This is a genomic window from Bradyrhizobium yuanmingense (assembly GCF_900094575.1).
Taxonomy (GTDB): Bacteria; Pseudomonadota; Alphaproteobacteria; order Rhizobiales; family Xanthobacteraceae; genus Bradyrhizobium; species Bradyrhizobium yuanmingense.
This window is the reverse complement of the sequence record NZ_FMAE01000006.1, coordinates 381,320-407,505: the sequence shown is the minus strand read 5'-3', so window position 1 is coordinate 407,505 and position 26,186 is coordinate 381,320. Positions and strand designations below refer to the sequence as shown.

Below are 26,186 nucleotides of genomic sequence, written 5' to 3'. Positions count from 1 at the left end.
CGCCGGTCTATTCGGTCGCGATAGTGGGGTTCATATGGTTACCATTTCCCTTCAAACAATCGCCTGATGGGTTAACGGAAGATGAACTCTTGGTAGTGGTCAAGGCCGCAACAACCAGGGGAAGGGGCGAATAGTCGCGGGCAACAGGGATTCGCGGTATTTCGACACCAAAAATGCTGGTTTTCAGGGCTTCAGCCGGCGGCAGGCGCTCCGCGTCGGCTGCAGCCAGATCGACCACGAGACCGACGGTCGCATGCTCCACGAAGTCGCAGCGGCGGATTCCGAGGCCCCGGATCTCGATCAAGCCCGCCAAGCGAGGCGCGGGGCGGACCTCAATTTCGTGGCCGAGTGTCGCCAGATGGACACGGTCGTCACCGACCAGAACGGCCCTTTCCACAACGCCCGAGCGCCCCGCCATGATCAGATCGAAGGCAAGCCGCGACTTGCCGGACCCCGAGGGCCCGCGGATCAGCACGGCGTAAGGCCCGACCTTGACGGCAGAGGCGTGAACGCTGGGCCCGCCTTCGTTCATAGCGCCGGCAGCCTCACCACGAAGCGCGCACCGGCAATTGTCGGAGTGCCGTCGGCGTCCGGCGGGCCAGGGCGGTTCTCTGCCCAGATCCGTCCGCCATGGGCGTCGACGATCTGCTTGGAGATCGACAGGCCGAGGCCGGAGTTCTGGCCAAAGCCCTGATGCGGGCGGTCGGTGTAGAAGCGCTCGAAGATGCGCTCGAGCGCGTCCTCGCGAATGCCGGGGCCGTCGTCGTCGACCACGATCTCGATCTCGGAGCGAACGCGGCGGCAGGTGAGGCGCACCTTGCTGCCGCGATCGGAGAAGGATTGCGCGTTGGAGAGCAGGTTGGAGACGACCTGTCCGAGCCGGGAATCGTGGCCGCTCACGGCGAAGGTGTCGGTCGGGCTGCGGCCCTCGAAGCGCGTTTCGACCGCGACGTCGTGGCCGAGCTTGGTTTCGTTGGCGACGGACACCAGCGTCGTCAGCAGCCGGCGCAAATCGACCGGGATCGCATCCTGGCGCTGCAGCTCGGCATCGAGGCGGCTGGCGTCGGAGATGTCGGAGATCAGCCGGTCGAGCCGCTTGACGTCGTGCTCGATCACCTCGAGCAGGCGGGCGCGGCTGTTCTCGTTGCGCGCCAGCGGCAGCGTCTCGACCGCCGAGCGCAGCGAGGTCAGCGGGTTCTTCAATTCATGGGCAACGTCGGCGGCGAACATCTCGATCGCCTCGATGCGGCTGTAGAGCGCGCTGGTCATGTCGCGCAGCGCGCCGGAGAGGTGGCCGATCTCGTCGCGGCGGCGGGTGAAATCGGGAATCTCGATGCGGGCCTTGATGCGGCGGCGGACGCGTTCGGCGCTGTCGGCGAGCCGGCGCACTGGACCTGCGATCGTGCTCGCCAGCAGCAGTGACAGCATGATCATGACGGCGGCGGCAACGCCGCCGACCTTCAGGATGGCGAGGCGCTCGGCGGTGACCATCTGGTCGATGTCGTCGCCTTGCGTCGACAGCATCAAGGCGCCGTGGATCGCACGCGAGCGCAGCACGGGGACCGCGACCGAGACGATCACCTCGCCGCGTGCGTTGACCCGCACCATCGAGCGTTTCTGGCCCTGGAGGGCGTCGCCCACTTCGGCATAGCCATTGCCGTTCTCGGGCCCGAGCTCGCGATAGAGCGGCAGGTCGCCGCGGTTCAGCCAGGTCCGCACCGCGACCTTGCCGCGCTCGATGATGCCGGGTTGCTCGGCCGGCGGCGGCAGAGGAAAGCGCAGCACGTTTTCCAGGTTGCGGCTGTCGAGCAGCAGGCTGCCGTTCGGATCGTAGATGCGGGCGCGCGTCTTGGTTGGCGAGATCAAGGTGCGCAGCACCGGCGCGACGCGCTCCGGATTGATCGGGAAGTCCAGCGGCGAATACTCATCCGAGCCGCCATAGGTCTCGCCCGGCTTGAGGTCGAGCAGCCTGTCGGGGTCGATGGTAATGGCGTTGGTCTGCACCGTCGCGGAGGCCGCGATCGCCCCGGCGATGATCTCGGCCTGCACCAGCAGGCTCTGCGCGCGCGCATCGATCAGGCCGGCACGGAATTGCGACAGGTACAGGATGCTCGCCACCAGTGCGACGAGGCCGGCGAGGTTGAGCGAGACGATGCGGCGGGTCAGGCTCGAGAAGGACAGCGCGAAGAAGAACTGCCCGGCGCGTTTCAACCAGTTCAGCGGCCGGAAGCCCTGCGGCTTGTTGTCGGCAACGTGCTCCTGAACGCCGGCGGATGCGATATCCCCGGCGCTCTGGTTAGGGTCAGGCTGCGTTCGGTCAAGCAATGCTTACGCCCGCGTTAGGACGGCCCGTGCGAAGGTCCCCGCATCCTAGAGCGATCCTCGTCCCGATGGAACGAGAACCGGAGATGCTCTCGATCGCCGTGGAGGAGGCGCCCTCAGGCTTCCTTGAAACGGTAGCCGACGCCGTAGAGCGTCTCGATCATCTCGAACTCGTTGTCGACCACCTTGAACTTCTTGCGCAGCCGCTTGATGTGGCTGTCGATGGTGCGGTCGTCGACATAGACCTGGTCGTCATAGGCGGCGTCCATCAGCGCGTTGCGGCTCTTCACCACGCCGGGCCGGGTCGCGAGCGCCTGCAGGATGAGGAATTCGGTCACGGTGAGCGTCACCGGCTCGTTCTTCCAGGTGCAGGTATGGCGCTCGGGGTCCATGCGCAGCAGACCGCGGTCGAGCGCCTTGGCGTCGTTCTCCTTCGGCGCGACGGTCGGATCCTTCGGCGCCGAGCGCCGCAGCACCGCCTTGACGCGCTCGACCAGCAAACGCTGCGAGAACGGTTTGCGGATGAAGTCGTCGGCGCCCATCTTGAGGCCGAACAGTTCGTCGATCTCCTCGTCCTTGGAGGTGAGGAAGATCACCGGCAGGTCGGACTTTTGCCTGAGACGGCGCAGCGTCTCCATGCCGTCCATGCGCGGCATCTTGATGTCGAGGATGGCGAGATCGGGCTGGGTGGTGCGGAAACCGTCGAGCGCGGAAGCGCCGTCGGTGTAGGTCATGATACGGTAGCCTTCGGCTTCCAGCGCGATCGAGACGGATGTGAGAATGTTGCGGTCGTCGTCGACCAAAGCGATTGTGGGCATGAGCCTCTCTGCTTTCTGCTTTCCGTTTGGGTCGTGGCTTGAAACGGCGAGCAATCAGTGATGCGCCGCATACATGGGTGCCGAAGTGGCGTTCGAACCTTGTCACCGAGCAATGCAAGCTGGGCTGAAGTGTGACCAAGTTCCACGAAACACGGCAGATTCGCCGCATCTCGACCCATAACCGGGCCCCCGTTTACCCGAAAAAAGGCCCTCCTTGCAACCACCTGAGCCGAGAAAGCCAATGCAACCGACCCCCAATTTCGACCCCGCAAAGCTCGCCAAATCGCTGCTGAGGCGGTCCCGGCAGGGGGCTCTGGCGACGCTGATGGTCGGCAACGGCGATCCCTATTGTTCCCTGGTCAATCTGGCCAGCCATCCCGACGGCTCGCCGATCCTGCTGATCTCGCGCCTCGCCGTGCACACCAAGAACGTCCTCGCGGACTCCAGGGTCTCGCTGATGCTGGACGAGCGCGCGGCCGGGGATCCCCTGGAAGGCGCCCGGATCATGCTGTCCGGCCGGGCCGAGGAGGCCGATTCCAACAAGGATCTGCTCCAGCGACGGTATCTGAGTGCTCATCCCTCGGCAGAAGGCTTTGTTTCTTTTAAGGATTTCTCCTTCTTCCGGATCCGGCCCACGGGAACACATCTGGTCGCCGGCTTTGGCCGGATCGTCGACCTCAAGCCGGAGCAATTCCTGACGGACCTCACCGGCGCCGAGGACCTGCTGGCGGCGGAGGAGGGCGCCGTCGAGCACATGAACGCCGACCATCGCGACGCCCTCAATCTTTATGCCACGAAGCTGCTCGGCGCCACCGAGGGCGACTGGCGCTGTACCGGCTGTGATCCTGAAGGCCTCGACATGCAGGTCGGCCAGGCAACGCTGCGGCTGGACTTCCCGGAGCGGGTGACGGATGGCACGGCGCTTCGCAAGATGCTGGTCCGTCTCGCTGGCGAAGCGCGCACGAAGGTGGACCAGGGCGCAACCGCTTGAACGCGGCTACCGATCGCCGCGACCCATGACCGTGATGGTTTTCGGGCTCGCAGCGAGAGGGGTCATGACGCGTCAACGTTTGGCATGGACGGCGGCTCTCGCGCTCGCCATCACCACCTTGCTCGCCACGCCAGCCCTTGCGCAGAAAGGTCTCGCCGCCGAGAGCGCGCGGCTCACCGCGCTCATCGGTGCCGGAAAATATTCGGAAGCGCTGCCGTTGGCGCAGGCGATGGTCGCCAGCCTGGAGAAGGACAACGGCCGCGATCTCTCGGGCGCGTTGAACAATCTCGGCCAGGTCCATGCCGGTCAGGGACGGGACGATCTGGCTGAGCCGCTCTACAAGCGCGCGATCGCACTCATGGAAAAATCGCTCGGCTCCGACAACGCCCTGGTTGCGGCCGAGCTGACCAATCTTGCCGCGCTCTATCAGCGGCAGGGTCGCTTCGCAGAGGCCGAGCCGCTGTTCAAGCGTGCACTTGCCGTGCGCGAGAAGGCGCTGCCGCGCGAGCATCCCGACATCGGTCAATCCCTCAACAATATCGCCACGCTCTACGCCAAGCAGCAGCGTCCGGCCGATGCCGAGCCACTGTTCCGCCGTGCGCTCGCGATCTATCAGAAGGCTGCCGGTCCCGAGCATCCCGCGGTCGCCACGGTCCTGAACAACATCGGACAGGTCGAGCGCGACCTCAATCGCGACGCCGGTGCCGAAGCGCCGATCAAGCGCTCGCTCGCGATCCGCGAAAAGGTGCTGGGGCCTGAACACCCCGACGTCGCGCGCTCGCTCAATAATCTCGCCGGGCTCTACCAGCACCAGCAGCGTTTTGCCGATGCCGAGCCGCTGTATCGTCGCGCGCTGGCGATCCGCGAACGCGCGCTCGGGCCGGATCACCCTGATGTTGCGACTTCGACGAGCAATCTTGCCGATTTCCTGCAGGCGACGGGGCGGACGGCGGATGCCTTGCCGTTGGCGCAGAAGACGCTCGCGGCCAATCGTGCGCAGCTGCGCGTCGTGCTGCCGATCCTGTTCGCGGCACGGCAGCAATCGCTGCTGGCGAGCGAGAAGGCGCTCGACGATGCGCTCGCTGCGATCCAGCGCGGCACGCAATCCTCTGCCGCTTCTGCCGTGAACAAGCTCGCGGTGCGGCTCGCCGCCGGCAGCGACCGGCTCGCCGAGCTCGTGCGCAAGGATCAGGATCTCGCGGCCGAGTCCGAAGCGCTCGACAAGGCGATCATCGCTGCAGTGTCGAAGCCGTCGGCCCAGCGCGACGTCGCGGCCGAGCAGCGCAGCCGCGCGCGGATCGCGGCGATCGCAAGCGCGCGCAATGGATTGCAGAAGACGCTCGCCGTCGAGTTTCCCGACTATGCCTCGCTCTCGAACCCGCTGCCGCTGACCGTCAAGGACATCCAGCCGCTGCTGGCGTCCGACGAGGCGATGGTGGTCTATTCCGTCGTCGACAGGCGGAGCTATGTCGTCGCGATCACGCGCGAGAGCGTCGACTGGAAGGAGATTCCGCTCGGAGCGGACGCGGTCGCACAGAAGGTCACGGCTTTCCGCAGGGGGCTCGATGTCGGCAAGGCGCGCGATGCATCCGGCAAATCGGGATTGTTCGACCTCGGTCTTGCCAACGAGCTCTATGTCGCGCTGCTCGGCCCGGTTGAGGCGCTGACCAAGGACAAGCGCAACCTGCTGGTCGTGCCGTCGGCGGCATTGACCGCAATGCCGTTTCATCTGCTGGTCACGGAGAAGCCACAGGCTGCGATCCCGGACCGGCTCGAGGGCTATCGCAGTGCTGCCTGGCTGCTGCGGCGTCAGGCCGTTTCGGTCCTGCCGTCAGTGATCAGCCTGAAATCGCTGCGCGCCTTTGCCCGCAGGGATCAAAGCGTCAAGCCGATGACCGGTTTCGGCGATCCCGTGTTCAACCCTGCAGCCGAAGGGCCTGCCGACCGGCGTGCCGCGAACGGCAAGGTCGCCGCACGCAGCATCGCGACGATCGCCTATGCCGACTTCTGGCGCGGCGCAGGCGTGGATCGTGCGCGGCTGGCCCAGGCGCTGCCGCAGCTGCCCGATACCGCCGACGAATTGAACGCGGTGGCGAGGGACGTCGGCGCTGCCGAGGCTGACATCCATCTCGGCCGCGACGCCAGCGAAACGACGCTCAAGCGTGCAGCGCTTGCCCAATACGGCATCATCTACTTTGCCACCCACGGCCTTGTCGCCGGCGACGTCAAGGGATTGGGGGAGCCCTCGCTGGCGCTCTCCATCCCCGACCAGCCGACGGAGCTCGACGATGGTCTTCTCACCGCGAGCGAAGTGGCCCAGCTCAAGCTCAATGCCGATTGGGTTGTGCTGTCTGCCTGCAACACCATCGCGGGCGACAAGCCCGGTGCCGAGGCGTTGTCCGGATTGGCGCGCTCGTTCTTCTACGCAGGTGCTCGCGCGCTCCTGGTGTCGCATTGGGCCGTGGATTCGGAGGCTGCGACCCGCTTGACCACGTCGACGTTCGAGCTGCTGAAGAACGAGCCAAAGCTCGGCCGCGCCGAAGCCTTGCGCCGCGCGATGTTAACCTATCTCGACGACGCCTCGTCGCCGCGCAACGCTTATCCCGCGATGTGGGGACCGTTCGCGTTGATCGGAGAGGGCGAGGTAAGATAGGGGTGTTGACGCAGTGATTGTGCGTCGCAATAACCGGACATAACGCGCAGATGTGCATTTGGTTGCGCGATCATCCGCACTTTCTCGATGCGGCCTTTCAGAGCTGACATGCGCGGCGTTTGGCGCGGTCCTTGAATAAACCAAATCCTGCGGGATCAGCTTGGCAACGCCGGCGTTCATCATTATTAGGTCGTTCAGCCGAGGCCGAACGGCCCATATTCACGGTGATCGCGACGGCGCCAAACTTGGCCGCGCTTGATGTCGCGGGTTCTAGGAGGGATTTTTCGTGCAAGAGACGGGCGTGCGCAACGGTGCCTTCGGCGCCGACAAATTCGGCTTAAAGAATCTCAAGCAGGTTCACTGGAATCTGGGTGCGCCACAACTCTATCAATACTCGCTGGCAGCGGGTGAGGCGGTGCTCTCCGCCGACGGCGCGCTCTGCGCCGACACCGGCGAGTTCACCGGGCGCAGCCCGAAGGACAAGTTCACGGTGCGCGACGCCACCACCGACAAGAGGATGTGGTGGGCCGGCAACCAGTCGATCACCGCAGAGCAATTCGAGACGCTCTACCAGGACTTCCTCAAGCACGCCGAAGGCAAGCGCCTGTTCGCGCAGGACCTCTATGGCGGCGCCGACCCGGCCTACCGGATCAAGACGCGCGTCTTCACCGAGCTTGCCTGGCACTCGCTGTTCATCCGCACGCTGCTGATCCGCCCCGAGGCGATCGAGCTGCCGACCTTCGTGCCGGAGCTCACCATCATCGACATGCCGAGCTTCCGCGCCGATCCTAAACGCCATGGCTGCCGCTCGGAGAACGTGGTCGCGATCGATTTCGCCCGCAAGATCGTCCTGATCGGCGGGTCTTATTATGCCGGCGAGATGAAGAAGTCGGTCTTCACGACGCTGAATTATTATCTGCCCGAGCGCGGTGTGATGCCGATGCACTGCTCGGCGAATGTCGGCGCCAAGGGCGACACCGCGATCTTCTTCGGCCTGTCGGGCACCGGCAAGACGACGCTGTCGGCCGATCCCAACCGCACGCTGATCGGCGACGACGAGCACGGCTGGGGCCCGAACGGCGTCTTCAATTTCGAAGGCGGCTGCTACGCCAAGTGCATCAAGCTGTCGAAGGAAGCCGAACCGGAGATCTATGCCGCCTCGACCCGCTTCGGCGCGGTGCTCGAGAACTGCGTGCTCGATGAGGACACCCGCGTCGTCGATTTCGACGACGGCTCCAAGACCGAGAACACGCGTTCGGCCTATCCGCTCGACTTCATCCCGAACGCCTCGCGCACCGGCCGCGCGCCGCAGCCGAAGAACGTGGTGATGCTGGCCGCCGACGCCTTCGGCGTGCTGCCGCCGATCGCCAAGCTCTCGCCAGCGCAGGCGATGTATCACTTCCTGTCCGGCTACACCGCCAAGGTCGCCGGCACCGAGCGCGGCCTCGGCAACGAGCCGCAGCCGGAATTCTCGACCTGCTTCGGCTCGCCCTTCCTGCCGCTCGATCCATCCGTCTACGGCAACATGCTGCGCGACCTCATCGCCCAGCACAATGTCGATTGCTGGCTGGTCAACACCGGGTGGACCGGCGGCAAGTATGGTGTCGGCTCGCGCATGCCGATCAAGGTGACGCGCGCGCTGCTCACCGCCGCGCTCGACGGCTCGCTTCGCAACGTCGAATTCCGCACCGACAAGTATTTCGGCTTTGCGGTCCCGACCGCGCTGCCGGGCGTGCCGGCCGAGATCCTCAACCCGGTCAACACCTGGAAGGACAAGGACGAGTTCGACAAGACCGCCCGCGCGCTGGTCGGCATGTTCCAGAAGAATTTTGCCAAGTTCGAAGCACAGGTGGACGCCGAGGTGCGCGCGGCTGCCCCGGACGTGAAGCTGGCCGCGGAGTAAGGTCGCATTGTTTGAATTGCGAAAGGGCGGCCGAAAGGCCGCCCTTTTTCTTTCCTTCTCCCCTTGCGGGAGAAGGTGGCGCGAAGCGCCGGATGAGGGGTTCTATCCGCAAACTCAAGTGCGAGGGAAGTGCCCGCGGAGAGAACCCCTCGCCGGTCTCGCCGCTACGCGGCGATCCACCCTCTCCCACAAGGGGAGAGGGGAGGAGAAAGCTACGCCTTGAAATACGCGATCTGCGTCGTGGTCGCGAGCAGCCGCCCGTTCGGCGACCACAGCTCGGCGTTCTGGTCGGCGTAGCTCTTGTGCATGATCTTCGAATCCGCCGTCGCCAGCACGCGCGTGATGTCTTCAGCCGCGAGCTCCTCGGCGTCGGTGTGGAAATAGGTCGTCAGCGACACCGTGCCGAACGGCACCAGCTCGCGCCGGGCGTGGAAAATGCGGCCGAAGAAGGCGTCCGACATCGACATCAGCGATAGCATGTCGAGCTTGCGCGGCGTGCGGTCGCTGATCCAGATCTTCGAGTAGGTGCTGGCGGGCTCGGCCTGCGGCGGGCCGATCCGCATCTCGCCCTCGACGAAGCGGAATTCGTACTGGTTGGCCCAGGATGCCGAGATCTTCGGGAATGGCAGCGTCTGCTCGAACGGCTTGGCATCCGGATATTGCGCCACCCTGTGCTCCCAGGACGGACGGCGCTCGGCGAACACCGCGGTGGCGAGCGTTGCGACCTCGCCGCCGCCCTGGCTGAGCTCGACGCTCCAGTGCTGGCTGGAGCGGTTGGCCTTGACGAGGCGCACGTCGAGATCGAACGGACCATTGGCGATCGGCGCGCAATAATTGACGGTGACGGCGAGCGGATCGCCGGCGGCTTGCGGGTGCTCGATCAGCGCCCGCAAAATGGTCGCGGCGGTGGCGCCGCCGAACGGGCCGACAAAGGCCCAGTAATCGTCGCTGGTGTGTCCCTGCCAGCTAGAGTCACCGGCGGTGACGCGCGTGGCATCGTCGAACGGGTGCGGGAGCTTGGCGTGCATGGGTTAGACCTCTACTGAGCTTCCGTCCCAACGACGAAACTCCATCGTCTCGTCATCGGGGCCATATTGCCGCGAACTCAGGGCATCATCCGCTGGATCGTCTGTAACCCAGACGTCTGTGATCGAGCCTCCTATGCGCTTTACAGCGATGATGCTCTTGCCGCTCGTCAGGTGGGCGACGAAGTCGTCGATGGCAGTTTCCTCGTCCTTCCCGGAGAGACTGGCGAGGATGCTGCCGTGCGTGTGCCAGGGGAAGCCGTCGAAACCCAACGTCCAGTCCCCATCGGGACAGATGACGAGGAATCGAAACTGCCCATCCGGGGTGACATACTCGCCGACAGGCACGATCAACTCCGGCCAGAAAAATCTCAAGCCGTGATATGATGGCTATCCTGCTAAAGCAATAACCTCGCAGGTAAGGCCGCTTCCACGCCGCGGAAAAATCAGCCTGCGGCGTCGCGCAGGTTCGGCAGCAACGGCGTGGTCGGATTGACCGGCACGTTCCAGATTTCCTCGGCATATTCGCGGATGGTGCGGTCGGACGAGAACCAGGCCATGCGCGCGACATTGAGGATCGAGGCGCGGGTCCAGGCTGGCGTCACCTGCCAGCGCGCATCGACCGCGCGCTGCGCCTCGTAGTAGGAATCGAAATCGGCGCTGACCATGTAATGGTCGAGATAGCGCAGCGCGTGCGCGATGGATTCGAAGCGGCCGGGGTCGCCGGGCGAGAACTCGCCAGCGCCGATCGCGTTGATAGCACGCTGCAGCTTCGGCGACCTGCGGATCACGTCGGAGGCATCCAGGCCCTGCTTGCGCCGGATCATCACGTCGCCGGCCTCCATGCCGAAGATCGCGATGTTCTCGGTGCCGACATGGTCGCGGATCTCGATATTGGCGCCGTCGAGCGTGCCGATGGTGATGGCCCCGTTCAGCGCCAGCTTCATGTTGCCGGTGCCGGAGGCTTCCATGCCCGCGGTCGAGATCTGCTCGGACAGATCGGCGGCGGGAATGATCACCTCGGCGAGGCTGACATTGTAGTCGGGCAGGAACACGACCTTGAGCTTGCCGCCGATCGCGGGATCGTTGTTGACGATTTCGGCGACGTCGTTGATCAGCTTGATGATCAGCTTGGCGTAGCGATAGCTCGCGGCCGCCTTGCCGGCGAAGATCTTCACCCGCGGCACCCAATTGCCGTTGGGCTCGTCCTTGATGGCCTGGTACAGCGCGACCGTTTCGATGACGTTGAGCAGCTGGCGCTTGTATTCGTGGATGCGCTTGATCTGCACGTCGAACAATGCGCCCGGGTCGACCCTGATGCCGAGCCGTTCGCCGATCAGGCGGGCGAGCTGGGCCTTGTTGTGGTGCTTGACGCTGCGGAACTTTTTCTGGAACTCGACGTCGCTAGCGCGCGCCTCGATCAGCGAGAGCTGGGTCGGATCGTCAAGCACGGCATCGCCGCAGCTCTCGCGCAACAAATCGGTCAGCTTCGGGTTCGCCAGCATCAGCCAGCGTCGGAAGGTGATGCCGTTGGTCTTGTTGGTGATGCGTCCGGGATAGAGATGGTTGAGGTCGTGGAACACGGTCTCGCGCATCAGGTCCGAATGCATCGCCGAGACCCCGTTGATGCGATGCGAGCCGACGAAGGCGAGTTGGCCCATGCGCACGCGGCGGCCGCTCTTCTCGTCGATCAGCGACACCGAGGCGCGGAAGTCGATGTCGCCGGGGCAGCGCGCCTCGGCGAGCGCCAGATGCTGCACGTTGATGCGGTAGATGATCTCCAGATGCCGCGGCAGCAGCCGCTCGAACAGCTCGACCGGCCAGGTCTCCAGCGCCTCCGGCAGCAGCGTGTGGTTGGTGTAGGAGAGGGTGGCGACCGTGATCTTCCAGGCCTCGTCCCAGCGGAAATTGTGGAGGTCGACGAGGATGCGCATCAGCTCGGTGACGGCAAGGCTCGGATGGGTGTCGTTGAGCTGCACCGCGACCTTGCCGGCGAGGTTGCGCAGCTGGCCGTCGGAGGCGAGATGCCGCTTCACCAGGTCCTGGAGCGAGGCGGAGACGAAGAAATATTCCTGGCGCAGCCGCAGCTCGCGGCCCGCCGGGCTCTCGTCGTTCGGATAGAGGAACTTGCAGATCGCCTCCGCGCGCGCCTGCTCGGCGCTGGCGCTGACGTAATCGCCTTTGTTGAAGGCATCTAACTTGAGCGGATCGGGCGAGCGCGCCGACCACAGCCGCAGCGCGTTGACGTGGTGGCCGCGCCAGCCGACGATTGGCGTGTCATAGGCGATTGCCTGCACGGTTTCAGCAGGATGCCAGATCGAGCGGTCGCGGCCCTTGTCGTCGACATGCTCGACGCCGCCGCCGAAATTGACGTCGTAGATCACCTCGGGTCGCTGCAATTCCCAGGGGTTGCCGAAGCTCAGCCATTCGTCAGGATATTCCTGCTGCCAGCCCTGATTGATGATCTGACGGAACAGGCCGTAATCGTAGCGGATGCCGTAGCCGATCGCGGGGATCGACAGCGTCGCCATGCTCTCCATGAAGCAGGCGGCGAGCCGGCCGAGGCCGCCATTGCCGAGCGCCGCATCCGGCTCGCATTTGCGCAGCTCCGGCAGCGAGACGCCGAGATCGCCGAGCGCGACCTCAAAGATCTTGAGCAGGCCCATGTTGTTGAGCGCGTCGGTGAAGAGCCGGCCGATCAGGAATTCGAGCGAGAGATAGTAAACCCGCTTGCGGCCGGCGTCGTAGCTGTGCTTCTCGGCCGTGAGCCAGCGATGCACGATGCGGTCGCGCAGCGCGAGCGCCGCGGCCTGGTACCAATCGTGCCTGGTCGCCATGCCAGCGTCCTTGCCGATGGCAAGGCGCAGCTTCGCCAGGATTGCGCCCTTGATCTCGGCCAGCGCGAGTTCGTCGATGGGCTGCCCGGGGGCCGGATAACTGGGCTGGAACGATGAATCCTGCAAAGCCGTTACTTCCTAGGTCGAAACAACTCTTAACTCTACGCGTCCTGCCCTTGCACCGGAACTGTCGCCCGCGAGGTCGTGCACTGCGCTGGCGCAAATTTATGCAAGGAATGGGCCGAATTGGGAACCCGGAGGAGCACGGAGAAACCCAGATTCGGTGCTAGATTACGAAAGATTCAGCCATCAGTGTGGAGAAGCGGACCGTGAGACTGCTGATCGAAATCGCCACTGCGGCCCTGCTCGTCGTCTGCATCAGCGCCACCAGTGCGGCGTTTGCCGCCGGCACGACCGGTCGCAGCGCCGATGGCCTCAGCTGCGGCTTCACAGTGCCGCAGAAGGCGTCGCCCGCAGCCCGCTGCGCTGCGATCAAGCGCCAATGCGGCGGCAAGTTTTACGCAAGCGCGTGCGGCGACAAGCTGATATCCGCAGCGAATTGAGAGCCGTAGGAGCTTTGGCGAGCTCAAGCCGCCTTGCTCTGCACCGCATCGCAAAACTCCGCGAGGCGGTCCGCAAGCCGCAGCGTCGCCGGGCTCGCATCCGGCGAAGCCATCAGTGCGACCTCGGTCTTGTTGATCGGCGCAAAGCCGTCCTTCGCCGTCAGCACGCGGTGGTCGGTCTGGATCGCCATCTCCGACAGGATGCTGAGGCCCATGCCGGCGGCGACCGCGGCCTGAATGCCGGCGAGGCTCGATGAGGTGTAGGCGGTGTGCCAAGCGCGGCCGGCCGTTTCCAGCGCGTGGATGGCGCCGGCGCGGTAGATGCAGCCGAGCGGAAAGCCGATCAGCGGCACCGACGGCACGTTGACGTCGACCGGGTGGCTCTTGCTGGTGACCCAGTGCACCCGCTCCGGCCACACCGCGATCGCGTCCTTCGCGCCAGCCTCGCGCTTGTAGAGCGCAAGGTCGAGCTCGCCGCGTTGGAGATCGCGGGCGAGATGCTTGCTCTGGTCGGCGCGCACGTCCAGCCGCAATCCCGGATGCGAGCGCGAGAACGCGCCCAGCAGTTTTGCCAGCCGGTACGCGGCAAAGTCCTCGGGGATGCCGAGCCGGATCGCGCCATCGCTATCAGGCTGGCGTAGCACGTCGCGCGCCTCCTCGGCCAGCGAGAGCAATCGCCGCGCATAGGACAGCAGCCGCTCGCCGGCCTCGGTCGGGCGCACGTCCTTGCCGTCGCGGTGCAGCAGCACCTGACCGACATCCTCCTCCAGCCGCTTGATCTGCTGACTCACGGTCGATTGCGTGCGGTGGACGCGCTCGCCGGCGCGGGTGAAGCCGCCGGCCTCGACCACCGAGACGAAGCTGCGCAGCAGCTCGAGATCGAGCACGGCCGCCTCCATTAAGAAATCCACTGGACGCGAGTTAATCATTTAATTTCCAAATGGCAAGCGGCCTCCCTAGATCGAGGGCAGAAAAAAACATCCGAGAATGCCCCTCATGTCGCTCGCGACCTCGCTTCCCGCCCCCCGCAGCCGCTTCAACACATTGCCGCTCGCGATCGGCCTGTTCTGCCTGCTCTGGAGCTACGCCTTCATCGCCGGCAAGATCGGCGTCACCCATTGCCCGCCGCTGATCCTGCTCGCGGCGCGCTTCTCGCTCGCGGGCATCTTGATCCTGAGCGCCACGTTGATCCGCGGCGAAGCCTGGTCGTTGTCGTGGCGCGATGTCGCGATCTTCGCCGTGCTCGGCATCGCCAACAACGCGCTTTATCTCGGCCTCGGCTACACCGGCCTGCAATCGGTCTCCGCCGGGCTCGGCGGCCTGATCGTGTCAGCCAATCCGGTGTTCACGGCGGCGCTCGCCGCGCTTCTGCTCGGCGAAGGCATGACCTGGCGCAAGGCGAGCGGCCTCTTGCTCGGCATCATCGGCGTGACCGCAATCGTCTGGCACCGCCTGTCGGTCGGCACCGATTCGCTGCACGGCATCGTCTTCACGCTGGCCTCGCTCGCTTCCATCGTGGCCGGCACCATCCTGTTCAAGCTGCTGGCGCCGAAGGGATCCCTGTGGATCGGCAATGGCGTGCAGAACCTCGCGGCCGGCATCGTGCTGACACCGGTCGCGCTCACCTTCGCCGATGTCGACGCGATCGACTATACGCCGAGCCTGATCAGCGCCTTCGCCTTTCTCGTGCTCGGCGGCTCGATCATCGCTTCTTGGCTCTGGTTTCGTCTCTTGAAGACGTGTGGCGCCACCGCCGCCAGCGCCTATCATTTCCTGATGCCGCCGCTCGGCATGCTGTTCGCATTCCTCGTCCTCGGCGAGCACATCGAGGCGCGCGACCTGCTTGGCATCATTCCGGTCGCGCTCGGCATCTATCTGGTGACGCGGCCGGCGAAGGCGGTGGTGTAGGTGGAGGCCCCGCTGTTCACTATCGTCATTGCGAGGAGCTCTTGCGACGAAGCAATCCAGACTGCCGCAGCGGAGGCAGTCTGGATTGCTTCGCTGCGCTCGCAATGACGGGGGGCTAGTCCTTCCTGAACACGATCGAGGCCATCCACCCCGTCATCAGCGCCATCGCAACGGTGGCGAGGCCGTAGATCAGGCCATTCTGGCGGGCAGTGGTGGCGACGAACTGCTCGAAGCCGACCTTGACGATCTCGAACGCGGTCTCGGTCTTGCCGATGAACGCGCCGTTGGCGAACAACTTGATCTCGATCTCATAGGTGCCGATCGGCACCTCCGCGGGCAGCGGAATGCCGGTGCGGAACAGCGTCGGCGTCAGGAACGTGACCGCGCTTCCGTCTTCGCGGTAGAGCCCGCGCTGGGTGCGCAGGCGAATGAAGGCCGAGCGGAACGCATCGTTGGGCACCACGTCGGCAAAGTCGCCGCTGACCCGCTGCGTCAGCAGCACGTTGTTGAGCCCGATCTGCTGCCGCCGCGCGATCTCGGGCGAGGTGATGGCGTCGAGCGGGCGGTTGGCGAACAGCGCGAGATAGCTCGGCACCTGCAGGAATTGGCGGTAGTCGGTGTTGATCCAGATGCCGAAGGTGCGCTCCTTCCGCCGCGTCACCATGTCGGCGCGCGGGCCCATCACGGTGACGACGAGGTCGTAGGCCGTGCGGTCCGCGGGAGTCGTCGTATCCTTCTCGACCGAGCCGAACAGCACCAGCTCCTCGCCGGAATAGTTCGGCGTCACCGTGACCCGGTGATTCGAGACCGACACAATCAGCCGCTCGGCCCGCGCAGCGCCGCCGAGCAGCAGGACGAGGACGATGGCGAGAAGCATGCGCCTCATCGGCTCACTCCGAGCTCACGGATGGTGAAGAGATCGGAGGGCTGGATCACCAGCTCGATCGCGAAGCGGATTCCGACCGAGAGGATGAGCAAGCCCAGCAGCAGCCGCAGCTGCTCGCCGCGGATCTTCTGGCCGGCACGGGCGCCGAACTGCGCGCCGGTGACGCCGCCGACCATCAGGATCAGCGCCAGCACGGCATCGACGAGGTGATTGGTCGCCGCGTGCAGCATGGTCGCGAACAGCATGGTGACGACGGTGAGAACCATCGAGGTCCCGATCACCGTCGAGGTCGGCACCCTCAAGAGATAGATCATGATCGGCACCAGGATGAAGCCGCCGCCTATACCCATGATGGCGCCGATGAAGCCGATCACGATGCCGACGATCACCACGGGGATGACCGAGAGATAGATCTTCGAGCGCTTGAACCGCATCTTCAGCGGCAGGCCGTGGATCCAGTTGTGGGTGCGGCGCGGCGGCAGCGCCCCGCGCCGGGTCCGCATCAAGGCGCGCAATCCTTCCGAGAACATCAGGCTGCCGACCGTGGTGAGCAGCACGACGTAGGAGAGCGCGATCATCAGGTCGAGCTGGCCGAGCGCCCGCAGCTGGGTGAAGGTCCAGACGCCGAGCGTCGTGCCGGTCACGCCGCCGCATAACAACACACTCGCCAGCGCCGGATCGATCGCGCGCCGCCGCCAATAGGAGAGGGCGCCGGAAAAGGAGGAGGCCGCGATGTGGCTCGCCACGGAGGCCACCGCGACCGCCGGCGTGATGCCGATGAAGATCAAAAGCGGCGTCATCAAGAAGCCGCCGCCGATGCCGAACATGCCGGAGACGAAGCCGACCGCCGCGCCCATGGCGAGCACCAGGAAGACGTTGACCGGAAGATCGGCGATCGGGAGGTAAAGCTGCATTGAACCTGCGCACCGGCGAGACGGATCGACGAACGCGGAATGCTCGCGGAGAGGACGGAACGATTGCCGCGTCCTTCAATAGCGGAATTCGCGGGCGGGCGGGACCGGGAATTTCAGGCGTGGTGAATGGGTATGACGCGCGCGTGATGATCTCTGCGATCGTCCGCACTCCCGCTGCAGGCGGAGAGGCGAAAGGTCAGAACGGACTGACCGAGAAATACCGTAGCCAGAGATCGGTGTAGCGGCCTTTTTCCCAGATCCGGAACATCGCCCAGTTCAGGGCCTGGCGCAGCACGTCGTTGCCCTTGCGCACGGCGATGCCGATGCCCTCGCCGAAGAAACGGCTCTCGACGAACGGACCGCCGGAGAAGGCGCAGCAATCGGCCGAATCCGTGCCGTTGATCCAGAACGCCAGCGAGATGGCGTCGCCGAAGATGAAGTCGACCTCGCCCCTGCGCAGAGCTGCGCGCATCGCATCGTCATTGGGGTAGGCGTGCAGCTCGGCGTCGGTGAACATCGCCTTGAGATACGCCTCGTGCGCCGAGCCGGCGATGGCGCCGACCTTCTTGCCCTCGAGATATTCGGGGCGGATCTCCGGCATCACCGCATCCTTGCGCGAGACGAAGCGCGCCGGCACGCGGTAATAGGGATCGGTGAAGTCGACGCGGGCGCGCAGCTGCGGGCTCACCGCCATGGAGGCGATGATGGCATCGCCCCGGTTGGAGGTGAGCGCATCGACCAGCGTCTCGAAACGCCGCATCTGCACCGTGCAGGTGACCTTGATCTCCTCGCACAGGGCGCGGGCGAAATCGACGTTGAAGCCGGCCGGATTGCCGTCCGCACCGGTGTAGTTGAACGGCGGATAGTCGGTCTCGGTCAGGAAGCGGATCACGGTCAGGCGGGACAGGTCCGGCCGTTCGGGGCGCCGGCGCGGGTCCCAGAACCCGGGCACCGCCTGCGGGGCGGCCTGGGGCGCCGCCTGAGGGGTGGTCTGTGGCGCAGCCGGAGGCCGCTTGGCGGGAGCTTGCGCGTTCGCCTCGGTGAGGCCGCCGAGCAGGCAAAGGCCAGCAGCCAGCCCTGCCAGCAAGCCACGGACAGATTTGAGCGATTTCGCCTGTTGCGATGGAGCCATCGGCCGAAGGAATGAATTTCGTCGGGATCGGAGGGCCTTATAGACCATCCCGCCGGGAACGCGAGCGCCGATTGTGGCCAGCGTGAAGCTCAGAGATACCGCTTCAAATCAACCGCTGCCTCTTCCGGCGTCCGCTTCAAATTGAACGGCGAGACGAACCTGCCCTCGCGGTCCATCAGGTAGATCAGCGCGGTGTGGTCCATCGTGTAATCGCCGTCCTTGGTCGGGACCTTTTTGGCATAGACCCGGTAGGAGGAGATCACCTTGGCGGTCTCGGCGGGGTCGCCGGACAGGCCCTGGAGGTGCGGATCGAAGCTCGACAGGTAATCCTTCATCGTCGCCGGCGTGTCGCGCTCGGGATCGACCGAAATGAAGATGGCATTGACCTTGTCGGCGTCCTTGCCCAGCGCGCGCAGCACTTCCGAGATCTCGAACAGCGAGGTCGGGCAGACGTCGGGGCAATGGGTGTAGCCGAAGAAGATCAGGGTCGGCTTGCCCTTCAGGCTCTTGTCGGTGACGGCCTTGCCGTTCTGGTCGGTCAGCTGGAACGGGCCGCCGATCGCGGCCGGCTGTGCCACCTTGCCGACCCCGCCCATCGCCCAGAACATGATCAGGAGGCCGACGACGAGGCTTGTAGCGAAGGCGGTCGCGATCACCAGCGGACGGGTGGCGGAGCTCATGGGCGGAAAACTTCCTGTCGCAGGTCAGAAGCAGGCGGCAAAGCCGGTCCTGATCATTTCGAAGAACACCTGGCTGCCATAGTGGAACCAGAGCGCCAGCGCGCCGATCACGGCGAGACCGCCGATTGCAGCGCCCGCCCACAGCAGCACGGATGGCATCCGCCCGGCAGTGGGCGAATTGTCCGATAGCCGATGTGCCGGGTGTAGCGGTTGAGCCATGACAACGATCGGGACGAAGGCCCCGGTTCCCTGGCTTTCAGATAGGCTTTGCGCCGGCTGCCGGCAAGGCGCCGCCAGCAGGCAAGGCTCCGCCAGCTGGCAAGACGCCGCGGCGGCGCCAAAGGACGCCGCCAGCCTGTGGATGTCAGTGGAGGAGCTGGCCCCGGGCGGATTCGAGCGGCTCCGCTTGCGGGAGCGACCGGCGCGACGGCCTGGTCGTCGAGGCCTGCGCGTCCAGGTAGCACGGCTTGTACATGGCCTGGAGCTGCTTGCCCCTCAGGAAGAGCATCCGCGGGGTGAGGCCGCCCCGCTGGCCGATCCAGCGCCTGATCTGCGAGGGATACATCGCGTACAGCATCTGGGTCGCTTCGGGATTGGTGATGGCGCGGCCGTTGGCGCCGAAATCCCAGGCGGCGTGGAAGCCCAGCGTCGCATGCGAGGTCACGCAGATGCGGTCGTGCGGGATAGCACCGAGAACGATGGTACAGGCCGAGGCGCAGAGGCCATCGATGATGACCGTCTCGCCCGATTGCCTGAGGTCCTGGTACTTGTCGACGTAGGTTCCGATCCGGCCGCCGCGGTCATCCGCGATCCGAACCACCGCGTGAGAAGCCCCCATGCCTGCGATCAAGAGAACCGCCGCAAGCAACCCCGTCAGAAAATTCATTTTCCCCCGCCCCAGTCGAATTCGAATCTGTGTGTCAGGTGATGATGCACGGCTAGCGTCGGTCGTAACCGAGGCTTTGTCTAGGCAGGCCTGCTGGCTCAAAACAAATTAAATCCAGTGTTGCGTCCGCGCTGCACCCGGCCGGTCTCCATCCCAAAGTGGAACAAGTTAACGAGGTCTTGCGCGCCATACCCTTGATCTCAGTTGCAACCGCTGGCTTCAATCCGGGCAACTACAGGGGGGAACCCTTGAGGAGGAGAAGAACTTGGAGGGGGAAGCGCATGGTTGAAGAAACGGATGTCATCGTCGTCGGTGCGGGACTGTCGGGCCTCGTTGCCGCCACTGAGATCGCTGATGCGGGCAAGCGCGTGATCGTTATCGACCAGGAAGGCGAGCAGTCGCTGGGGGGCCAGGCGTTCTGGTCGTTCGGCGGATTGTTCCTGGTCGATTCGCCGGAGCAGCGCCGGCTCGGCATCAAGGACTCCTACGAGCTTGCCATGCAGGACTGGCTCGGCACCGCCGGCTTCGACCGCGACGAGGATTTCTGGCCGCGCCAATGGGCCGAAGCCTATGTGGCCTTCGCGGCCGGCGAGAAGCGCGGCTGGCTGCGCGCGATGGGCCATCGCTTCTTTCCCGTGGTCGGCTGGGCCGAGCGCGGCGGATATGATGCGATGGGCCACGGCAATTCGGTGCCGCGCTTCCACGTCACCTGGGGCACCGGCCCGGGCATCGTCGAGCCGTTCGAGCGCCGCGCGCGCGAGGCGATGAAGACCGGCCGATTGATCTTCCGATTCCGCCATCGCGTCGATGCGCTCTCGGTCACCAATGGCACGGTGGATGGCGTCAGCGGCGTCGTTCTTGCGCCTGATGATGCAGAGCGCGGTAAGAGCTCCTCGCGCAACGTGGTTGGTGACTTCGCGTTGAAGGCGCAGGCCGTGATCGTCGCCTCCGGCGGCATCGGCGGCAACCACGAGCTGGTGCGGCAGAACTGGCCGGAGCGGCTCGGTGAGCCCCCGAAGTTCATGATCTCCGGCGTGCCCGAGCATGTCGACGGGCGCATGATAGGCATCACGGAAAAGACCGGCGCACGGCTGATCAACCGCGACCGCATGTGGCACTACGTCGAGGGCATCCAGAACTGGAACCCGATCTGGCCGCGCCACGGCATCCGCATCCTGCCGGGTCCTTCCTCGATGTGGTTCGACGCGACAGGCACGCGGCTGCCGGCGCCGCTATTCCCGGGCTCGGACACGCTCGGCCAGCTCAAATACATCATGTCGACCGGCTACGACTATTCCTGGTTCATCCTGACCCAGAGCATCATCAAGAAAGAGTTTGCGCTGTCGGGCTCGGAGCAGAACCCGGACCTGACCGGCAAGAGCTGGCGCATGACGCTTCGCCGCGCCACCAACAAGGGCGCGCCGGCGCCGGTGGAGGCGTTCAAGAGCCATGGTGTCGACTTCATTGTCCGCGACAAGCTCGATGAGCTCGTTGCGGCCATGAACAAGCTCGCCGGCAGCGATCTCCTCAAGCTCGAGCACATCAGGATGCAGATCGAGGCGCGTGACCGCGAGATCGCCAATCCCTACGTCAAGGATGCGCAGGTCATGAACATCCACAATGCGCGCCGCTATATCGGCGACAAGTTGATCCGCACCGCTTCCCCGCACCGCATCCTCGATCCCGCGCATGGACCGCTGATCGCGGTGAAGCTCAACATCCTCACCCGCAAGACGCTGGGCGGCTTCGAGACCGATCTCGACTCCCGCGTGTTCGGGGAGGAGGGCCGCGTCATTCCCGGCCTTTACGCCGTCGGCGAGGCCGCCGGCTTCGGTGGCGGCGGCGTGCATGGCTATCGCTCGCTGGAAGGCACCTTTCTGGGCGGCTGCCTGTTCTCGGGCCGCAATGCGGGCCGTGCCGCCGCCAAGGCAGTGGGCTAGACCATGCGGCGGCGGATGCGCATCGCCACGCTGATCGCTGCTTTGACGGCAGCTTCGGCTGCGTCCGCCGATACGGTCGATGTCAACGGGGTGAAGCGCTCCTACACCGCGCAACTGCCGGCCAAGCGGCCCGCACCGCTCGTCATCGTGCTGCATGGCAAGACCCAGCGCGGCGCCGACATGGTCACACGGACGGCCTGGCCGCAGGTCGCCAAGCGCGAGGGCCTCGCCGTGGTGTTTCCGGACGGGCTCAACAACGCATGGGCGGACGCGCGCACCAAGGCGGGGCCGGCCCTGCGCGGACCACCGGTCGGCACCGATGACGTCGCCTTCATCGCAAGGCTGGTCGAGAAGCTGGTGGCCGACGGCACGGCCGATGCGAAGCGCGTCTACGTCGCCGGCGTCTCCAATGGCGGTGCCATGGCGATGACCATGGCCTGCGCGCGGGCCGATCTGTTTGCGGCGGCTGCGAGTGTGATCATGAACCTCAACGATGAAGCCGCCGTCACCTGTCATCCGTCGCGGCCGCTGCCGATGCTGCTCATGAACGGGACGGAAGATCCGCTGGTCCCTTATGAGGGCGGGCGCGGATCGAGCTATTTTGCCGCAGAGGGATTCTGGTCGACGGACGAGACGCTGGCGTTCTGGCGCAGGCTCAATGGCTGCGAGACCGACGACGCCGGGATCACCGACATGCCCGACGCGGCGCCCGCGGACCAGTCCACGGTCACGCGTATCAGCTCGCGCTGTCCGGCTGGGCACGACGTCGTGCTCTATCGCATCAACCACGGCGGCCACCGCATGCCAGGCTTTGCTCCGGATGCCCGATTCCCGAAGGTCGCCAGGAACCTGCTGGGACCGCAGAACGGCGACATCGACGGCGCCGAAACGATCTGGACGTTCTTCAGCCGGTTTCCGTGAACGGCGTTGCTGCCCCACGCATGCGTGCCGGGCAACGCATGCGTGGCAGGCAACGCACGCGTGCCAAGGGGTGGCACAGTGCAAACCGCTGGGCTAGACAGGGCCGCCATTCCAGCCAGGAGATCCAGATGAGCATTCAGCGTTTTGAAACCGGCCCGCGCATGAGCCAGGTCGTCGTGCACGGCAACACCGTCTATCTCGCCGGTGTCGTCGCCAACAAGGCGGCCGGCGAAAGCGTGACGAAGCAGACCCAGGACATCCTGGCGACCATCGACGGTCACCTCGCCAAGGCCGGCACCGACAAGTCGAAGCTGCTCTCGGCCACGATCTACATCACCGACATGAAGACCTTCGCAGAGATGAACGCTGTGTGGGACGCCTGGGTCTCGCCCGGCAATACGCCTGCGCGCGCCACCGTCGAAGCCAAGCTGGCCGCCCCGCAATACACCGTCGAGATCATGGTGACGGCGGCGAAGTAATTTTTGCGAAAACCTCACGCGCGTTGATGACCTCCGAGGTAATCGATCAACGCGCGTGAACCTTCGATAGTCACGGTCAGCCGGACAACACGGCGCCATCGAAGGAGAGAACCATGACCGACCCCGTCACCATCGCCCGTCGCTACATCGAGCTCTGGAACGAGCGCACCGCCGGCCGCCGCCGCGAGCTGCTGAGCGAAAGCTGGACGACGGATGCGAGCTACGTCGACCCCGTGATGAAGGGCGACGGCCAGGACGGCATCGAGGCGCTGATCGCAGGTGTGCAGCAGCGCTTTCCCGATTTCACATTCAAGCTGATCGGCGAGCCCAACGGCTACGGCGATCACATCCGCTTCTCGTGGGGACTTGGCCCTGACGGCGCCGACAGCCCGATCAAGGGCACCGATTTCGCCGTGCTGAAGGACGGCCGGATCAGAAGCGTGACCGGATTTCTCGATCAGGTCCCGGCCGGGGCGTGAGAGCGCTGGCCCTCGTCGCGCAGGCGAGGAGAGGACCGAAATTTGGACCTCACAAGCGGTCGTCATGCCCGGGCTTGTCCCGGGCATCCACGTTCTTCGTGCCGCGGGTAAGACGTGGATGGCCGGGACAAGCCCGGCCATGACGATGTCGAGTCTATCGTGCCTCAAATGGACAGCGCGTGTGCGATCGCCCTGTCGCAGGCCATAGCCCCCCTCGACGAAGCCATCCCTACGGCTTACCTGTCATGCCGTGCCGCCCCGTATCCTCCAAACATCGACCGAGCCGGCCGCGCTGCTGCCGGATCGCTTCCAGGCCTGGTTCGCAGCCCGCGGCTGGTCGCCGCGCGCGCATCAATTGGCGCTGCTGGAGAAGGCGCGCGAGGACCGGTCGGCGCTGCTGATTGCGCCGACCGGCGCCGGCAAGACGCTGGCCGGATTTCTGCCGACGCTGGTCGAGCTGTCGACGCAGCCGCTGACGCGCGACGCGGGCGCGAAGAAGAACCTCGTCTCCACCGGCCGCAGCGTGCAACGCAGCGGCGGCCTGCACACCCTCTACATCTCGCCGCTCAAGGCGCTCGCCATCGACATCGCGCGCAATCTCGAGCGTCCGATCGCCGAGATGGACTTGCCCATCAAGGTCGAGACCCGCACCGGCGATACGCCGGTGTCGCGCCGTCAGCGGCAGCGGCGCTATCCGCCCGACGTGTTGCTGACGACGCCCGAGCAGCTCGCGCTGCTGCTCTCCTCCGACGACGCACCGTTCCTGTTTTCCTCTCTCAAGCGCATCGTGCTCGACGAGCTGCACGCGCTGGTCACGTCCAAGCGGGGCGATCTGCTCTCCCTCGGGCTGGCGCGATTGTGGCGCCTCGCGCCGCAGATGCGCGCGATCGGCTTGTCCGCGACCGTAGCCGAGCCAGAGCAGCTCGCGCGCTTCCTGGTGCCGCAGCCCGACGGCAAGGAGCGGGCAGCCGACATCGTCGTCGCCGGCGGCGCCGCGCCGCCCGTGGTCGAGATGCTCGATACGCGCGAGCGGCTGCCCTGGGCCGGTCACAGCGCGCGTCACGCGCTCCCTGAAATCTACGAGCTGATCAAGGCCAACAAGACCACGCTGGTCTTCGTCAACACCCGCAGCCAGGCCGAGATGCTGTTCCAGAATCTCTGGAGCATGAACGACGATGGCCTTGCCATCGCGCTGCATCACGGCTCGCTCGACGTCGCCCAGCGCCGCAAGGTCGAAGACGCCATGTCGGCGGGCCGGCTGCGCGGCGTGGTCTGCACCTCCTCGCTCGACCTCGGCGTCGACTGGGGTGACGTCGATCTCGTCGTCAATATCGGCGCGCCAAAAGGCTCCTCGCGTCTGATGCAGCGCATCGGCCGCGCCAATCACCGCCTCGACGAGGCTTCCCGCGCGGTGCTGGTGCCCGCCAACCGTTTTGAAGTGCTGGAGTGCCGCGTCGCCATCGACGCCATCGCCGAGAATGCGCAGGATACGCCGCCCTTGCGCACTGGCGCGCTCGACGTGCTGGCTCAGCATGTTCTGGGCTGTGCCTGTGGCGAGCCGTTCTTCAGCGACGAGCTCTATGGCGAGGTTCGCACCGCCGCGCCCTACGCAAGCCTGTCGCGGCAGGATTTCGACGACGTCGTCGATTTCGTCGCCTCCGGCGGCTATGCGCTGAAGACCTATGAGCGCTTTGCTCGCATCAAGCAGGACAAGGAGGGACGCTGGCGCGTCGCCAATCCCAAGGTGCGGCAGAGCTACCGCATGAATGTCGGCACCATCGTCGAGGACGACATGCTGAAGGTGCGGCTGGTGCGTTCGCGCGGCAGCGGTGCAGGATCCACAGGCGTGATCGCACGCGGCGGCCGACTGCTCGGCGAGATCGAGGAAGCCTTCATCGAGGGCCTCTCCCCCGGCGACACATTCGTGTTCTCGGGCGAAGTGGTGCGCTACGAGACCCTGGTCGAGGACCAGGTCTATGTCTCGCGCGCGCATGACAAGGACCCGAAGGTGCCGTCCTACATGGGCGGCAAGTTTCCGCTTTCGACCTATCTCGCCGAGCGCGTGCGCCGCCTGCTCGATGATGGCCGCGCCTGGGGCGGCTTGCCGGAGCAGGTGCGCGACTGGCTGTCGCTGCAGAAGGATGTCAGCAGAGTGCCGGCGGTCCGCGAGCTGCTGGTCGAGAGCTTTCCGCGGGCCAACAAGCATTATCTCGTTTGCTACCCCTTCGAGGGCCGTCTCGCGCATCAGACCTTGGGCATGCTGCTGACGCGCCGGCTGGAGCGCGCTCGCGCGCGTCCGCTCGGCTTCGTCGCCAATGAATATGCCGTGGCGATCTGGGGGCTCGGTGATCTCTCCTTCATGATCCGCGATGGGCGGGTCGACCTCAACGCGCTGTTCGATCCTGACATGCTCGGCGATGATCTCGAAGCCTGGCTCGCCGAATCCGCGCTGATGAAGCGAACCTTCCGCAACTGCGCCATCATCTCCGGCCTGATCGCGCGCCGTCACACCGGCGAAGAGAAGAGCCGCCGTCAGGTGCTGTTCTCGACAGATCTCGTCTACGACGTGTTGCGCAAGCACCAGGCCGATCACGTCCTGCTCCGCGCTGCGCGCGCCGATGCCGCCACCGGCCTGCTCGATTTGCGCCGGCTCGGCGACATGCTGATGCGCATCCACGGCCGCATCACGCACCGGGAACTCGACCGCGTCTCCCCGCTCGCCGTGCCCGTGATGCTGGAAATCGGCCGCGAGTCAGTTTATGGCGAAGCTGCAGACGAGCTTTTGGCGGAAGCCGCCGACGAGCTCGTCAAAGAGGCGATGGATCGAAGCGGGTAAGACGTGACGGCAG

At 65.4% G+C, this 26,186-nt stretch carries 23 protein-coding genes; 10 read left to right on the top strand and 13 right to left on the bottom strand.

What is annotated here, in order from left to right; all coding sequences use genetic code 11:
- Positions 1-7: 7 nt before the first annotated feature.
- From GA0061099_RS23300 to GA0061099_RS23290, 3 genes are all read right to left on the bottom strand, one after another.
- Positions 8-532, bottom strand: coding sequence for an HPr kinase/phosphorylase (locus GA0061099_RS23300; protein WP_036026439.1), 525 nt, complete (start codon positions 530-532; stop codon positions 8-10).
- Positions 529-2,325: a sensor histidine kinase gene (locus GA0061099_RS23295; protein ID WP_036026440.1), complete on the bottom strand. Its 1,797-nt coding sequence runs from the start codon at positions 2,323-2,325 to the stop codon at positions 529-531. Before GA0061099_RS23295 ends, GA0061099_RS23300 begins: the two co-directional genes overlap by 4 nt.
- Before the next feature lie 113 nt (positions 2,326-2,438).
- Positions 2,439-3,140 carry a response regulator transcription factor gene (locus GA0061099_RS23290; RefSeq protein ID WP_008542552.1) on the bottom strand — a complete coding sequence of 234 codons (702 nt, stop codon included), beginning with the start codon at positions 3,138-3,140 and terminating at the stop codon, positions 2,439-2,441.
- A gap of 241 nt (positions 3,141-3,381) precedes the next feature.
- Between GA0061099_RS23290 and GA0061099_RS23285 the strand changes: the two genes are divergently transcribed.
- The 3 genes from GA0061099_RS23285 (at position 3,382) to GA0061099_RS23275 (ending at position 8,687) form a co-directional block, all read left to right on the top strand.
- Positions 3,382-4,131 carry a HugZ family pyridoxamine 5'-phosphate oxidase gene (locus GA0061099_RS23285; protein WP_036026441.1) on the top strand — a complete coding sequence of 250 codons (750 nt, stop codon included), beginning with the start codon at positions 3,382-3,384 and terminating at the stop codon, positions 4,129-4,131.
- 64 nt (positions 4,132-4,195) lie between these two features.
- A complete protein-coding gene (locus GA0061099_RS23280) occupies positions 4,196-6,784 on the top strand; it encodes a CHAT domain-containing tetratricopeptide repeat protein (RefSeq protein ID WP_036026453.1) in 2,589 nt (862 codons plus the stop codon).
- Between the two features lie 286 nt (positions 6,785-7,070).
- Complete coding sequence (locus GA0061099_RS23275; RefSeq protein WP_036026443.1) at positions 7,071-8,687, top strand: phosphoenolpyruvate carboxykinase; 1,617 nt, start codon at positions 7,071-7,073, stop codon at positions 8,685-8,687.
- A 212-nt stretch (positions 8,688-8,899) separates the two neighbouring features.
- Here GA0061099_RS23275 and GA0061099_RS23270 read toward each other — a convergent pair whose 3' ends face one another.
- The 3 genes from GA0061099_RS23270 to GA0061099_RS23260 all read right to left on the bottom strand — a co-directional run bounded on the left by GA0061099_RS23270 (position 8,900) and on the right by GA0061099_RS23260 (position 12,675).
- A complete protein-coding gene (locus tag GA0061099_RS23270; protein ID WP_036026444.1) occupies positions 8,900-9,715 on the bottom strand; it encodes an acyl-CoA thioesterase in 816 nt (271 codons plus the stop codon).
- 3 nt (positions 9,716-9,718) lie between these two features.
- Entirely contained in the window at positions 9,719-10,060 is a 342-nt protein-coding gene (locus GA0061099_RS23265; protein ID WP_036014232.1) for a hypothetical protein, read from the bottom strand.
- Positions 10,061-10,158: 98 nt separating this feature from the next.
- A complete protein-coding gene (locus GA0061099_RS23260; protein WP_074448059.1) occupies positions 10,159-12,675 on the bottom strand; it encodes a glycogen/starch/alpha-glucan phosphorylase in 2,517 nt (838 codons plus the stop codon).
- 203 nt (positions 12,676-12,878) lie between these two features.
- Here GA0061099_RS23260 and GA0061099_RS23255 point away from each other — a divergent pair, with 203 nt between their 5' ends.
- Positions 12,879-13,112, top strand: a complete 234-nt coding sequence (locus GA0061099_RS23255; RefSeq protein ID WP_036014169.1) for a hypothetical protein — start codon at positions 12,879-12,881, stop codon at positions 13,110-13,112.
- A gap of 23 nt (positions 13,113-13,135) precedes the next feature.
- Here GA0061099_RS23255 and GA0061099_RS23250 read toward each other — a convergent pair whose 3' ends face one another.
- Positions 13,136-13,999, bottom strand: a complete 864-nt coding sequence (locus tag GA0061099_RS23250) for a LysR family transcriptional regulator (RefSeq protein ID WP_036026460.1) — start codon at positions 13,997-13,999, stop codon at positions 13,136-13,138.
- Between the two features lie 109 nt (positions 14,000-14,108).
- Between GA0061099_RS23250 and GA0061099_RS23245 the strand changes: the two genes are divergently transcribed.
- A complete protein-coding gene (locus GA0061099_RS23245; protein ID WP_036026457.1) occupies positions 14,109-15,020 on the top strand; it encodes a DMT family transporter in 912 nt (303 codons plus the stop codon).
- A 115-nt stretch (positions 15,021-15,135) separates the two neighbouring features.
- Here GA0061099_RS23245 and GA0061099_RS23240 read toward each other — a convergent pair whose 3' ends face one another.
- The 6 genes from GA0061099_RS23240 to GA0061099_RS23215 all read right to left on the bottom strand — a co-directional run bounded on the left by GA0061099_RS23240 (position 15,136) and on the right by GA0061099_RS23215 (position 19,518).
- A complete protein-coding gene (locus GA0061099_RS23240; protein ID WP_036014162.1) occupies positions 15,136-15,906 on the bottom strand; it encodes a TIGR02186 family protein in 771 nt (256 codons plus the stop codon).
- Complete coding sequence (locus GA0061099_RS23235; RefSeq protein WP_074448058.1) at positions 15,903-16,820, bottom strand: sulfite exporter TauE/SafE family protein; 918 nt, start codon at positions 16,818-16,820, stop codon at positions 15,903-15,905. Before GA0061099_RS23235 ends, GA0061099_RS23240 begins: the two co-directional genes overlap by 4 nt.
- 196 nt (positions 16,821-17,016) lie before the next feature.
- Positions 17,017-17,952 (bottom strand): transporter substrate-binding domain-containing protein, encoded by a 936-nt coding sequence (locus GA0061099_RS23230; RefSeq protein WP_036014158.1) that lies wholly within the window; start codon positions 17,950-17,952, stop codon positions 17,017-17,019.
- Between the two features lie 89 nt (positions 17,953-18,041).
- The gene (locus GA0061099_RS23225; protein ID WP_036014156.1) at positions 18,042-18,632 is read right to left on the bottom strand and encodes an SCO family protein; all 591 of its coding nucleotides are present in this window, start codon (positions 18,630-18,632) and stop codon (positions 18,042-18,044) included.
- 24 nt (positions 18,633-18,656) lie between these two features.
- Positions 18,657-18,851, bottom strand: coding sequence for a hypothetical protein (locus tag GA0061099_RS23220; protein ID WP_036014155.1), 195 nt, complete (start codon positions 18,849-18,851; stop codon positions 18,657-18,659).
- A gap of 145 nt (positions 18,852-18,996) precedes the next feature.
- Positions 18,997-19,518: a Clp protease/crotonase-like domain-containing protein gene (locus GA0061099_RS23215; protein ID WP_036014153.1), complete on the bottom strand. Its 522-nt coding sequence runs from the start codon at positions 19,516-19,518 to the stop codon at positions 18,997-18,999.
- 281 nt (positions 19,519-19,799) lie between these two features.
- Between GA0061099_RS23215 and GA0061099_RS23210 the strand changes: the two genes are divergently transcribed.
- From GA0061099_RS23210 to GA0061099_RS23190, 5 genes are all read left to right on the top strand, one after another.
- On the top strand, positions 19,800-21,458 hold the full coding sequence (locus tag GA0061099_RS23210) for an FAD-binding dehydrogenase (RefSeq protein ID WP_036026461.1): 1,659 nt from the start codon (positions 19,800-19,802) through the stop codon (positions 21,456-21,458).
- 3 nt (positions 21,459-21,461) lie between these two features.
- Positions 21,462-22,379 carry a CE1 family esterase gene (locus GA0061099_RS23205; RefSeq protein WP_036014144.1) on the top strand — a complete coding sequence of 306 codons (918 nt, stop codon included), beginning with the start codon at positions 21,462-21,464 and terminating at the stop codon, positions 22,377-22,379.
- 128 nt (positions 22,380-22,507) lie between these two features.
- Positions 22,508-22,858 (top strand): RidA family protein, encoded by a 351-nt coding sequence (locus tag GA0061099_RS23200; RefSeq protein WP_025032572.1) that lies wholly within the window; start codon positions 22,508-22,510, stop codon positions 22,856-22,858.
- Between the two features lie 113 nt (positions 22,859-22,971).
- On the top strand, positions 22,972-23,337 hold the full coding sequence (locus GA0061099_RS23195; RefSeq protein WP_036026464.1) for a nuclear transport factor 2 family protein: 366 nt from the start codon (positions 22,972-22,974) through the stop codon (positions 23,335-23,337).
- Between the two features lie 250 nt (positions 23,338-23,587).
- Complete coding sequence (locus GA0061099_RS23190) at positions 23,588-26,173, top strand: ligase-associated DNA damage response DEXH box helicase (RefSeq protein ID WP_074448057.1); 2,586 nt, start codon at positions 23,588-23,590, stop codon at positions 26,171-26,173.
- Positions 26,174-26,186 lie beyond the last annotated feature (13 nt).